The sequence below is a fragment of the Olivibacter ginsenosidimutans genome (genome assembly GCF_039542865.1).
GTDB lineage: Bacteria > Bacteroidota > Bacteroidia > Sphingobacteriales > Sphingobacteriaceae > Olivibacter > Olivibacter ginsenosidimutans.
The window spans coordinates 198,915-211,425 of record NZ_BAABIQ010000042.1 but is presented as its reverse complement, the minus strand read 5'-3'; the positions used below and the strand labels follow the sequence as shown (position 1 = coordinate 211,425).

The following is a 12,511-nucleotide window of genomic DNA, read 5'->3' as shown; positions in this document are numbered from 1 at the left end:
GTCTTATGTCTTGATACTTTAAAAAAATATGATTTATCAATTAAACATCCCCACCACCATACGTTTTGGCTGTGGGGCAATAAAAGAGTTACCGGCTTATTTAAAGAGCCATCAGTTGCAAAATCCCTTATTGGTTACCGATCCTACCATTGCCCAATTAACGTTTTTCAAGCAAGTCAAAAGCGATTTGGAAAGGGAAGGAATACGGGTAGAAGTGTTTTCGGAGATACACAAAAATCCCGTAAAATCGGATGTGTACCGTGGTACGGATATTTGGGATCAAACGAATCGTGATAGCATCATCGGCATTGGTGGTGGAGCGGCCTTAGATATCGCCCGTGCAATTGCCCTTCGGGTAAATCATCGGGAAGATTTATTTACATATGATGATCTCATTGGAGGCGATATTTATGTAACGAACGATGTTCCGCATTTTATCACCGTTCCGACTACAGCGGGTACGGGCAGCGAAGTAGGTAGAAGCGCCATTGTTGCTGATGACGAAACACATCAAAAGCGTATCCTTTTTTCGCCTAAACTAATGGCAAAAGTGGTGTTCGCAGATCCTTTATTAACGATGGATTTGCCACCACACATTACAGCAGCGACAGGAATGGACGCCTTGACACATAATATGGAAGCCTTCTTAGCTAAAAATCCGAATCCGATTTGCGATGGTATCGCCTTGGAAGGGATGCGTCTGATTGCGCAATCCTTGGAACATGCGGTATTACGACCTGATGAAGGCTCGCGTTCCAATATGCTAATGGGTTCTATGATGGGTGCCATTGCTTTTCAAAAGGGATTAGGTGTGGTGCATTCGTTGGCACACCCGCTGTCATCATTGTTGGATACGCATCACGGTTTAGCTAATGCGGTCAATATTCCCTATGGGATGGCATTTAATTTAACAGGGAATGAGGCTAAATTTGAGCGGATGGCATACGCCTTAGGCTTATCGGAAGCAAAGGGCGAAGACGTGATCAACTACTTGTTTGAACTGAATGAATGCATCGGTATCCCAAAACAGTTACGGGAGATCGGCGTAAAAGCGGAACATATCGAAACCTTGTCCGATCTGGCCATTGCAGATTTTGCACATCCTAATAATCCAAAACCGGTAAGTAGAGAAGATTTTAAACGTTTGTATGAGGAAGCATTGTAATTGTCAAGTAGTAGAGTCGTTAAATCGTTAAGTAGTTGAATAGTCTCATTAAAACGTTTGTAGTATACTACTCAACTACTATCACAACTATACTTAAAAACGAATAACAAAAGCAACTATGCCAAAAAACATCAAAATAGGCATGACCGATGGCCGGATGTATGGGCTTTATGCCAATTGGATACAAGGGAAAGACACATCCATTGAAATCGTACGTTTAGGATATGCTTTGGATAATTTCGAAGCCGTCACGCAATGCCATGCGCTGGTGTTCACCGGGGGTGAGGACGTCCACCCGAATTATTATCAGCATATAGATTATCTACCATATTGTGAACCAAAAGATTTTGATGAGCGACGTGATGCCTTTGAATGGAAACTCCTGCAATATGCCGAACAACAGAACGTACCTATTTTAGGAATTTGCCGTGGATTACAGTTGATTAATGTGTATCATGGTGGTACCTTAATTCCCGATCTGCCTACATGGGGTAAATTTAATCATGCAAAACTACCCAATGGAAAGCTGAGGGAACATGCGGTGTGTGTAGATGCTCATTCACAACTGGCAAGAATTGTAGAGGAAACGCAAGGACATATCAACAGCTTACACCACCAAAGTGTAGATAAGGTAGGTAGAAATCTGGTAGCATCGGCCGTCACGCTCGATGGTGTAATAGAGGCTGTAGAATGGAAAGATGCCCAGAATAAACCATTCTTACTATTGGTGCAATGGCATCCGGAACGCATGGAAGATCAGGAAAATCCTTTTGTAAGGAATATTCGGGAAGCTTTTTTGGAGGCGATTTGATACGGATAACGTTAAGTTGTGAGTTGTTTTAAGTTGTAAGTTATACGTTATAAGTGGGAGAAGGTATAAGGCATAAGGTTTAAGGCGTACGAATAACCATCAACGAGTAACGAACAACCAGGTTTTTTTATTTTTGAATTTTTACTTTTTAAAATGAACATCATTAATCCAGCGACAGAAGACATCATAGCAACGGTAGTTGATGATACAACAGCAACTGTTGTGGCGAAATATGAGGTCTTACGGAACGGTCAGCAATTGTGGGCAAAAGTTCCTTTGAAAGAACGGGTACAGGTGCTCATACGATTTGGTCAATTGCTCTTAGAGGCGCTTGATGAATTGGCAAATGTGTTGACTAGTGAAACCGGAAAGCCTTTGCAACAGGCCAAAAATGAGATTAAGGGCGCCAGCAGTCGTATTTCTTGGTTAACAGCCCACGCAGAAACCTATCTTCAAGACGAACTGATGCGGGAAGATAAAGATGCTCGGTTAAAAGAAGTGATCAGCTACGAACCGCTTGGGATAATTGGAAATATTTCGGCATGGAATTACCCCTACTTAGTTGGGGTGAATGTGTTTGTACCAGCCCTGATTGCAGGCAATGCGGTACTCTATAAACCTTCAGAGTATGCTACGAATACGGGATTGCAAATCGAACGCTTATTGCTGGCAGCAGGTTTGCCATCAGCTACCTTTCAGGTAGCAATAGGTGGCGGGCAGATTGGAAAAGCACTTTTAGAATTACCTTTGGATGGGTATTTCTTTACCGGCTCTTATCGTACCGGAAAATATATTTATGAGCAGGTCGCTACCAAGATGGTGCCTTGTCAGCTGGAGCTGGGAGGGAAAGATCCGCTGTATATCACCGATGATTTGCGGGATATACAGGGAGTAGCTGAAGCCACGGCAGACGGCGCCTTTTACAATAACGGACAGAGTTGTTGCTCAGTAGAACGGATTTATGTCCACAAAAACGTATATGAAACCTATCTGGAAGCCTTTGTAAAACAGGTGAAAAGCTGGAAAATAGGTTTGCCAACGGAGGAAGGGGTTTATTTTGGCCCGTTGACGCGGCGTGAGCAACGCCAACTATTGGAAGAGCAAGTAGCCGATGCGCTGGCGAAAGGGGCCACCATATTGACCGGCGGAAATGCCATCACAGGAAAGGGATATTTCTTTGAACCCACGGTGTTAATAGATGTTACGCACGATATGCGGGTGATGCAAGAAGAGAGCTTCGGCCCCATCATCGGTATCATGAAAGTGGCCAATGATGCGGAAGCACTGGCTTTAATGCAGGATACGGCCTACGGGTTAACGGCTGGTATTTATGCCGATACGCCAACAAGAGCGATAGGCTTATTAAAGCAGCTCAATGTGGGATCAGGCTATTGGAATTGCTGTGACCGCGTAAGTGCGGCGCTGCCCTGGAGTGGGCGTCAGCATTCTGGATTAGGAGCCACCTTGTCTCATCAAGGATTACGAGCATTCACGAAACCCAAAGCCTGGCATCTAGTGGGGAATAGTTGAGTAGTAAATGGTTGAGTAGTTAAATGGTTGAGTAGTTAAGTAGTCGAGTCGTTATAGTTGAGTTGTGCGTATCGTCATTCCGACCGTAGTGGAGGAATCTAATTGTTGAATCGTTAAGTTGTTGAGTAGGAAAATATATAGAATAATACACAAGCCTACTCAACTACTATACTACTATCACTACTATACTACTCAACTGGTAATCAATATAAAATGGAAAACAGAAGAGAATTTATCAAGAAAGCAGCGTTTCTAGCCGGAACTACAGGATTATGGAATACGTTACCACCATCTATAAAAAGAGCTTTATCTATTGATCCCGAGCCCGGATCTACTTTTTATGATGCGGAACACATTGTGCTGCTCATGCAGGAAAATAGATCTTTTGATCATTGCTTTGGTACATTGAAAGGCGTTCGGGGCTTCAATGATCCGCGAGCGATTACCTTGCCTAATAAAAATTTGGTTTGGTTGCAGTCGGATAACAAAGGCCATACCTATGCACCGTTTCGCTTAAATATTAAAGACACCAAATCAACATGGATGGGCAACTTGCCCCACTCTTGGGAAAATCAGGTTGATGCGCGTAATGGAGGGAAATACGATGGTTGGCTAGAAGCTAAACGTTCGGGATATAAGGAATATAACGATATGCCCCTTACCTTAGGTTATTTTAACCGGGAGGATATTCCTTTTTATTATGCCTTTGCAGATGCCTTTACCGTATGTGATCAACATTTCTGCTCTTCGCTTACCGGTACAACGACGAACCGCTTGTTTTTCTGGAGCGGAACCTTAAAAGTGGGGAAAGGCAAACGCGCCAATGTACGTAATTCGGATGTGTACTATAATAGCGAGGTGGATTGGAAAACTTTTCCGGAACGTCTGGAAGAACAAGGGATTTCCTGGAAAGTGTACCAGAACGAGCTGAGCATACAAACCGAGTTGGAAGGAGAGCATGAATATTGGTTGGCCAATTTTACGGATAACAATTTGGAGTGGTTCAAACAATACCATGTCCGTTTTAGCAAAGGCCATCATCGGTTTTTAACAAAAAGGTTAGCGCAACTGCCAAACGAGCTAGCGGCATTAAAAGAGGAATTAAAGAAGATAAAGCCCTCACAGAAACAACCTATTCAAAAGAAGATTACACAAAAGACGGCCCAACTGGCGAGATATCAGGAGGAGTTGGAAAAATATAATCCCGATAACTTCGCTAAATTGAGTGCATTTGAACAACACCTTCACCAAAAGGCCTTTACAACAAATAATAAGGATCCCTATCAATATCAATTAGAAGAGCTGAGCTATGAGGATAATGGTACCGAACGCAAGATGAACGTACCTAAAGGAGATGTCTTGTACCAATTCCGAAAGGATGTAGAGTCGGGTAACTTACCGACCGTATCTTGGTTGGTTGCACCGCAGGCATTTTCCGATCATCCAAGCTCTCCTTGGTTTGGTGCCTGGTATGTATCCGAAGTGTTGGATATTTTAACCAAAAATCCGGATGTCTGGAAAAAGACGATTTTCATTTTAACATATGATGAAAATGACGGCTATTTTGATCATGTTCCACCATTTGTGGCACCTAAGCCAGATGATCCGGATAGTGGCGCTGTTTCTGCCGGATTGGATACGGGTGATGAATATGTGACGATGGAAGAGGAGATGAAGCGAGATATGGATGAAAAATACCGGAGGGAGGGGCCAGTAGGTTTGGGCTACCGAGTACCCTTAATTATCGCTTCTCCTTGGTCGCGTGGAGGATGGGTAAATTCGGAAGTTTGTGACATTACCTCAACCATCCGATTGATGGAAAACTTGCTGAAAAAGAAAACCGGTAAGGATATCCAAGAGACCAATATCAGCAGTTGGAGAAGAGCAATTACAGGTGATCTTACCTCAGCCTTTAGGCCTTACCAAGGCGAAAAAATTCAGCTACCTGAGCCGATAGCTCGTAATCCCTTCGTACAAAACATTAACAATGCCCGTTTTAAAGCCTTGCCATCGGGGTATAAACGCTTGACGGCAAATGAAATCGCGGAAGCCAATAAAAATCCTAATCAATCAAACCTATTGCCAAAACAGGAACCTGGAATAAAGGATTCAAATGCCTTGCCTTATGAACTCTATGTCGATGATAAGCGCCCAGGTCCATCGACGCTCCAAGTCTCTTTCCAAGCGGCCACGACCGTATTTGGCAACCAAGCTGCGGGAGCGGCTTTTAACGTGTATGCCCCAGGTAATTATTGGCAACCTCAAAAAGATGGAAGGCTGGCATTCGAGCCTGTAAAATCGTGGTCTTTTGCCGTAAAAGCGGGAGACAGCCTAACGCATCAGTGGCCCTTAACCCATTTTGAAGATCAACACTATCATTTACGTGTTTATGGTCCAAACGGTTTTTTCCGTGAACTAAAAGGTAATGCGGAAGATCCAATGCTTCAAGTAAAATGCATTTATTCAGGCGTAGACACGCCATCGCATCGGCCTGACGGAAAGATTAGCTTAATCTTGAAAAATCAGAACCAAACGTCGAAGAAAGCCATTCAGGTACAGATCAACGATCGGGCTTATGGCAACGCTGTTACCATGAAAGAAATTCTTAGCGGAGAGACATTGACATTGACGGTTGATACCGCTAAAAGCTATGGATGGTATGACTTTTCGGTGCAGCTAGCAGGTTTTCCAGCATTTGAAAGGCGTTATGCGGGAAGGGTAGAAACAGGAAAAGCTTCCAAAAGCGATCCGTTTATGGGGCAGCTTTATCCATTATAGAATAGTAAGATTTACCTTGCGGCCAAGCCCCAATTCTATAAGTTTATATAAGGTAGAAAGCTGAATGTCGCTCCTGCCGTTTTCAATCCTCGAAATAAAGCTTTTTTTAGCGCCGATTTTTTCGGCAAGCTGTTGTTGTGTCAATTTTGCTAACTTACGTTCTTCCTTAATTAACTCACCTATGGCAAAAGATTTGGCTTTAATCTCAAATTCGGTACGCGCTGGATTCCCAATCTTGCCATAGCGCTCATCCAGATGTTGCGAAAAAGTTTTAACGTTTTTGTTTTCTTGTTTCATGATGAACTCCTTTCTGCTCGTCAAAATATGCTTTCATTATACGTTCGGCTTTTTCAAGCTCCTTTAATGGGGTTTTCTGCGACTTTTTTTGGAAACCATTGAAAAGTACTACCAAATTCCCCCTGTCAAAACAGCAAAATATCCGATAAATATTTCCTTCGTATTCCACTCTGATTTCAAAAAGCCCTTTGGTACCCTCAATGCTTTTGAAAAACTTCTTCGGAACCCGCTCTAGAATGGTTACCATAAACAATACTTCATCAATCTTTACCTTGACCCGATCACTTAGCGTAGTGAAAAAATCTTCAAAATACTGTTTATAGAATACGATTTCTCTGACGGCTTCCATCGGAACAAAGTTAACTAATAATGGAACAAATTCCAAGCTCGTTTAAGGAGGTTGAAAGGCGTTATGTGGCAAGAGTAGAAACAGGAAAAGCTTCTAAAAGTGATCCCTTAATGGGGGCAATACATTAATTTACTGCATATATCTATGAAGTTAGCTCGTTAAATGAGGTTAACTCGTTAAACGTGCGTTGGCAGTCAAAAAAAAATTAGACAATCGGTTGCGTTGGTATTTTGTTTTTGGAAGTTTAGTTAAATGATTATCATTGTCTGTTGCCGACCCTAGTAAGCCAATTTTTAAACTGTGGCGTGGTATTTTTTATACGTCGTATCGCTTATGGATACCTTTGATGGTAATAAAATAATTGATAATGAAGCAGATCGTACTTTTTACGATCTCTATCGGAATTATTTTGACCCTGTCTGCCAATTTATCACGCGGTATGTATATGTTGATGATGTGGCAAGAGACTTAGCACAGGACGTCTTTATCAAAATATGGTATCAGCGAGATCAGCTTCTAGAAATCCGGTACTTGAAAACTTATATTTTCACCATTGCAAAAAATCACACGCTTAATCATTTGAGGGTCATGTCGCGTTCGCGGGATTTATTGAAACAATTGGTTGTTCATCACGGTGAGCATCGAAGTGTTGTAGAAGATGACTTGCAATTTGAAGAATACCAGACGATGGTATATCGTGTGTTAGAAAGTATTCCTGAACGTTCAAGGATTATTTTTTCGTTGTGTCGCGAAGAGGGAAAGACTTATGCCGAAGTTGCCTCTTTGATGGGCGTTTCTAAAAGCGCGATCAAAAACCACATGGTTAATACACTAAAAATGTTAAAAAACAAGCTCGAGAGCAATTTTGGGGTGTCATTCAGCTTGCTTTTCTTTTATTTTTTCAAATAATTCAATTTTTTACTACCCTACCTCCGCGCTTTTTTGTCTAACAGGCAAAATAAGTCATGGAAGAACGTGCATTTTATAAAAAGCTTGTTGAGCGGTATAGCAAACATGAATTGTCTTTTGAAGAACTAGAGATATTCTTTCACCTCTTCAATGAAGGAAAATTAACTACGCTGCTCTCACAATCCATGCAAGAAGAAATCATGGCATTGGAACAACGTAAAATGCATAAAACATTTGCACTTCGACGATTTGGCAGATTAGCGGTTGCTTGTTCTATTATCTTGATGCTTCTAGGTGGGTATTATGTTTTGCTTCCTACCAATAACAAAAAAAAGCTGGAAAATAAGCAGTTGCTTACCGATAGAAATCCCGGGAGTGAACAGGCCATATTGACGCTTGCTTCGGGAAAGGTTATTGATTTAAATAGTATTCCGGCTGGAAAGGAGATTGATCAGTCGAATATTCGGATCATCAAAAATGGTAAGGGTATGGTTCGGTATATATTTAAGAATGATAAAGCAACCAACACCCGTGCACAGGAAATGCATACCTTGAAGGTTCCTGCTGGAGGGCAATATGAAATTACGCTAATTGATGGTACAAAAGTTTGGTTAAATGCTGCATCTACATTGGAATTTCCGGCGAATTTTTCTGGTAGAGAAAGAAAAGTCTATTTAACGGGTGAAGCTTATTTCGAGGTAGCATCTGCAAAAGGGAGTGAAGTGAGGCCTTTTATTGTGCATACATCACATCAGTTGATAACTGTATTGGGTACGCGTTTCGATGTGAATGCCTATAGCAATGAGAAACAGGTGAAAACGACCTTAATGCAAGGTGGGGTTAAAGTAGCTACACAAGAAGGAGAACGTATGCTAAAACCTGGGCAGCAAGCAATTGTAAGCCATTCGGGAGGAAAACTAAACATTGCCGAAGTGGATGTGGAGTCGGTAATCGATTGGAAGAATGGCGACTTTGTCTTTAACAATGAGGAACTCACCAGTATTATGCGTAAACTGGAACGTTGGTATAATATACAGGTTGTTTATGCTGATAATTTGCCTAAAGGGCAATATAGTGGGCAAATCGCCCGGAATAAAAAATTAACAGAGGTGTTGAAACTTTTACGCCTTTCGGGCGATGGAGATTTCGATTTCAAATGGGAATCAGGGGTACTTCATGTAGTACCACTTTCGTAGTCAAATTAAAATAAATAATATGAGAATAGAATCAGGATAAAAAAAATGAAGTATGCCGAATCTGCTACCAACAGACCCGGCAAAATCTGGGAATAAAAATCAATATGTTCGTTTAATCTCTAACCCAAGTCTACAAAGATATGTATAATCTTTTTAGTAAACTATGGCGTGTTCGTCATCGTACACTTCATCAATTACAATTATTACCGCGTTTTATCGCATCACGTTCGATTACGCGAAAGCCGTTGTTAAAAGCCTTTTTATATATGAAATTGAGTATCATCATCTTGGTGGCTTCATGCTTACAAGTGGCAGCTGAGGTCTCGCTTGCTCAACAGGTTTCATTGGATGCTGAACATGTCCCCCTGCATGAAATCTTAAGAGAAATCAGAAAACAGGCTAAAGTTGATTTTCTGTTCAAAACATCGCGGATGGCTCAATCAAAACGGGTAAGCATTCATGCAAAAGCAATAGATTTGCAGCAAGCCCTTCATCAGGTGTTTAGTGATCAGCCGGTAGCGTATGTGCTGACAGATAATGCGATAGTTGTGATCGATAAACCTATCGATGATAAACAGCTAAATCAACCGATACAAGAAAACACGTTGTTACAACAGAACGTTCACGGATCGGTCAAGGACGCTAAAGGAGAACCATTGGTAGGGGTCAGCGTTTTAGAAAAAGGGACCACTAAGGGTACCACAACAGATGCACAAGGTAATTTTCTGCTTACCGTGTCGAGCACTTCAGCTGTATTGGTGTTCCGGTTTATCGGCTATAATGATCAGGAGATTATGGCCAATACTTCTGCCATACGGGTAATTATGGAAGAAAGTGTCAATGACTTGAGCGAAGTAGTCATCGTGGGCTATAGTGCACAAAGGAAAGAGAATATTACCGGTTCGGTAGCTACTGTAAGTAGTGAGGAACTGCACGATGTGACATCTCCTAATGTAAGCAATCTACTGCAAGGAAAGGTGGCAGGACTTAGTGCAAACAGCGGAACAGGTAAACCCGGCGAACTCCCTACGGTAAGAATTCGGGGCGTAAGCTCGATTAGCGCTTCTCAAAACCCCATTTGGGTGGTAGATGGCGTCATCCAGCCTGATGTTCCCAACTTAAACCCGCAAGACATTGAAACAATATCTGTACTGAAAGATGCTTCATCAGCCGCATTATATGGGTCCCGTGGTGCAAATGGTGTAGTGGTGGTTACCACTAAAACAGCGAAAGCAGAGCAAACTACTATTTCGTTAGCAACTAAGACGGGTTTTTCATCCTTTAATACCGGAGGCTTTAAGCTGATGGATGGACCAGAACTGTACCAATACTGGGCATCTTTTGCCAATCAGGATGAATTACCCGAATGGTATTCCGAAAACTTATTGCAGCATAACACCAATTGGATTGAATTGGGTACACATGATGGGCTCACCCAAGACTATAATTTATCGTTATTGGGCGGAACGGCTAAGACTAAAGTGTTTGCAGGTATGAATTATTTTAACGAAGACGGATCAGTGAAGGGCTTATCTTTCGATCGTTATACGGGGAGACTCAACCTGGATTATAAACTTGGTGATAAAATTACGCTTAGTCCAAAACTCTCTGGAAGTTACAGCAAAACACAGGATCAACAGCACAACATTAATGGTATGTTTACTTATTTGCCTTGGGATAACCCATTTGATGCGAGTGGAGCGGTAGTTAATGCACAAGCTCCAGGGGCTAATTGGCGTGGCCGTGATTTGACCAATTACTTCTATGACCTACAATGGAATTATACACAAGAAAGTAAATTCAACGCAATGGCTAATGTGGATCTGACCTATAAGATTCTACCATTTTTGGAATTTAAGTCGACAAATAATATCACCTATTATAACACCAAAGGATTTATCTATAAAGATCCACAATCTATTGCAGGCTTGGCCGTAAACGGTCAGATTGAAAATAGTAATGCTTACCGGACAACCCGTTTTACCAACCAGATGCTCACGTTTACTAAAGATTATGGACAACATAGCATAAACGCATTGATTGCTTATGAGTTTAACGATTACAAATATGAGGACAATTCGGCCATAGGTACAGGAATTGTTCCGGGAATTAAGGTACTATCGGGTGCGTCAAATGCTTATGGAGTAGACGGCGAAACCAATGATTATGCGTTTCAGTCTTACCTGATGAATGCCAACTACAGTTATGCAAACCGCTACGTGCTGCAAGGCTCCTTCCGCCGAGATGGTTCTTCCCGTTTTGGGTCAAATTCAAAATACGGCAACTTCTTCTCGGTAAGTGGTGCGTGGAATGTACACCAAGAACGTTTCTTTCATTCCAACAGTATTAATTTCTTAAGATTGAAAGCCGCTTATGGCGGTGTGGGTAATACACCGGAGACACTCTATCCACAATATGAACTGTTTGCGGTTAATGCCCAGTATAATGGCGAGCCAACGGCATTTCCTTCCTCCTTGGGCAATCCAAATCTAACTTGGGAGAAAACCTATGCAACGAATATTGGTCTAGAGACCGGTTTCTTTAATCGGATTAATCTCTCCTTGGAATGGTATCAAAAAAGTACGTCAGGTCTTTTGCATTTTGTGCCCTTACCTTATGTTTCCGGTTACGAAGGGTATTGGGATAATATTGGAAGCGTTCATAACAAAGGCATCGAACTTACTTTAAATGCGCAAGTGATACAGTCTGCTCAATGGAAATGGGATGTAGATGTTAATCTCGGCATAAATACGAATAAGGTGAATGAATTATATGGCGGCGAGCGACAGCTGAATGGAAATCAGGTGATTGAAGAAGGGTATGATGTGAATACCTGGTATATGCGTAAATGGGCTGGCGTTAATCCAGAGGATGGTACACCGCAATGGGAAAAAACAGATGAACAAACCGGAGAGGTTAGCCTTACAGGCAATTATGCTGAAGCGACCTTGCAACATGTAGGGAATGCAACACCTGATTATTTCGGCGGTTTAAATACGCGCTTGAGCTATAATCATTGGTTTTTAAATGGTAATATCGCGTTTTCTCATGGCGCTTTGATTTATAACGGCGGACGTGAATTATTTGATAGCGATGGGGCGTACGCTACCTATAATCAAATGGAATTGCAAAATGGTTGGTCGCGATGGACACCCGATCATCATGACGCGACACATCCGCAAGCGTTTTTTGGAGGCAATAACCGTTCGAATGGCGTGTCTTCGCGTTATTTGGAGGATGGTTCTTTCCTGCGTATCCGAAACATTGCTTTAGGCTATAAATGGAACACGAAATGGTTGGCTAAACTAAAGATTAAAAGTTTAAATACCAGCCTGTCTGTGGATAACCTATTAACCATTACCGATTATTCCGGTTTAGATCCGGAAGCGGCAACCACTGGAAGTACGACATCTCCTTATCCCTTGCCCAGAAGGTTTATGTTGGGAATTGATGTACAGTTTTAAAAAATGAAGATC

9 protein-coding genes are annotated in these 12,511 nt (G+C 41.9%); 7 read left to right on the top strand and 2 right to left on the bottom strand.

Features of this window, described 5'->3' with window-relative positions:
- Positions 1 to 28 precede the first annotated feature (28 nt).
- The 4 genes from ABD930_RS17520 to ABD930_RS17505 all read left to right on the top strand — a co-directional run bounded on the left by ABD930_RS17520 (position 29) and on the right by ABD930_RS17505 (position 6,284).
- Positions 29 to 1,165 (top strand): iron-containing alcohol dehydrogenase, encoded by a 1,137-nt coding sequence (locus ABD930_RS17520; protein ID WP_345233613.1) that lies wholly within the window; start codon positions 29 to 31, stop codon positions 1,163 to 1,165.
- 118 nt (positions 1,166 to 1,283) lie between these two features.
- On the top strand, positions 1,284 to 1,976 hold the full coding sequence (locus ABD930_RS17515) for a gamma-glutamyl-gamma-aminobutyrate hydrolase family protein (RefSeq protein ID WP_345233611.1): 693 nt from the start codon (positions 1,284 to 1,286) through the stop codon (positions 1,974 to 1,976).
- Positions 1,977 to 2,129: 153 nt separating this feature from the next.
- Positions 2,130 to 3,506: an aldehyde dehydrogenase family protein gene (locus tag ABD930_RS17510; protein WP_345233609.1), complete on the top strand. Its 1,377-nt coding sequence runs from the start codon at positions 2,130 to 2,132 to the stop codon at positions 3,504 to 3,506.
- 213 nt (positions 3,507 to 3,719) lie between these two features.
- Positions 3,720 to 6,284, top strand: coding sequence for a phosphocholine-specific phospholipase C (locus ABD930_RS17505; RefSeq protein WP_345233607.1), 2,565 nt, complete (start codon positions 3,720 to 3,722; stop codon positions 6,282 to 6,284).
- On the opposite strand, the gene ABD930_RS17500 is transcribed toward ABD930_RS17505, so the two are convergent.
- Both ABD930_RS17500 and ABD930_RS17495 read right to left on the bottom strand, forming a co-directional pair.
- Positions 6,279 to 6,581, bottom strand: a complete 303-nt coding sequence (locus tag ABD930_RS17500) for a helix-turn-helix domain-containing protein (protein ID WP_345233604.1) — start codon at positions 6,579 to 6,581, stop codon at positions 6,279 to 6,281. The genes ABD930_RS17505 and ABD930_RS17500 overlap by 6 nt on opposite strands.
- The gene (locus ABD930_RS17495) at positions 6,556 to 6,930 is read right to left on the bottom strand and encodes a type II toxin-antitoxin system RelE/ParE family toxin (protein ID WP_345233602.1); all 375 of its coding nucleotides are present in this window, start codon (positions 6,928 to 6,930) and stop codon (positions 6,556 to 6,558) included. The genes ABD930_RS17500 and ABD930_RS17495 overlap by 26 nt, the downstream gene beginning before the upstream one ends.
- Positions 6,931 to 7,263: 333 nt before the next feature.
- Here ABD930_RS17495 and ABD930_RS17490 point away from each other — a divergent pair, with 333 nt between their 5' ends.
- The 3 genes from ABD930_RS17490 to ABD930_RS17480 all read left to right on the top strand — a co-directional run bounded on the left by ABD930_RS17490 (position 7,264) and on the right by ABD930_RS17480 (position 12,499).
- Positions 7,264 to 7,839 (top strand): RNA polymerase sigma-70 factor, encoded by a 576-nt coding sequence (locus ABD930_RS17490; RefSeq protein WP_345233600.1) that lies wholly within the window; start codon positions 7,264 to 7,266, stop codon positions 7,837 to 7,839.
- 56 nt (positions 7,840 to 7,895) lie between these two features.
- Positions 7,896 to 9,035 (top strand): FecR family protein, encoded by a 1,140-nt coding sequence (locus ABD930_RS17485; RefSeq protein WP_345233598.1) that lies wholly within the window; start codon positions 7,896 to 7,898, stop codon positions 9,033 to 9,035.
- Between the two features lie 266 nt (positions 9,036 to 9,301).
- Positions 9,302 to 12,499 (top strand): TonB-dependent receptor, encoded by a 3,198-nt coding sequence (locus tag ABD930_RS17480; RefSeq protein WP_345233595.1) that lies wholly within the window; start codon positions 9,302 to 9,304, stop codon positions 12,497 to 12,499.
- The last annotated feature ends 12 nt before the right edge of the window (positions 12,500 to 12,511 follow it).

Excerpts from the sequence above, each read along its gene's own strand:
- ABD930_RS17480 (WP_345233595.1), top strand. The coding sequence starts at position 9,302 with ATGAAATTGAGTATCATCATCTTGGTGGCTTCATGCTTACAAGTGGCA.
- ABD930_RS17485 (WP_345233598.1), top strand. The coding sequence starts at position 7,896 with ATGGAAGAACGTGCATTTTATAAAAAGCTTGTTGAGCGGTATAGCAAA.
- ABD930_RS17505 (WP_345233607.1), top strand. The coding sequence starts at position 3,720 with ATGGAAAACAGAAGAGAATTTATCAAGAAAGCAGCGTTTCTAGCCGGA.
- ABD930_RS17495 (WP_345233602.1), bottom strand. The coding sequence starts at position 6,930 with ATGGAAGCCGTCAGAGAAATCGTATTCTATAAACAGTATTTTGAAGAT.
- ABD930_RS17515 (WP_345233611.1), top strand. The coding sequence starts at position 1,284 with ATGCCAAAAAACATCAAAATAGGCATGACCGATGGCCGGATGTATGGG.
- ABD930_RS17510 (WP_345233609.1), top strand. The coding sequence starts at position 2,130 with ATGAACATCATTAATCCAGCGACAGAAGACATCATAGCAACGGTAGTT.
- ABD930_RS17490 (WP_345233600.1), top strand. The coding sequence starts at position 7,264 with ATGGATACCTTTGATGGTAATAAAATAATTGATAATGAAGCAGATCGT.
- ABD930_RS17520 (WP_345233613.1), top strand. The coding sequence starts at position 29 with ATGATTTATCAATTAAACATCCCCACCACCATACGTTTTGGCTGTGGG.
- ABD930_RS17500 (WP_345233604.1), bottom strand. The coding sequence starts at position 6,581 with ATGAAACAAGAAAACAAAAACGTTAAAACTTTTTCGCAACATCTGGAT.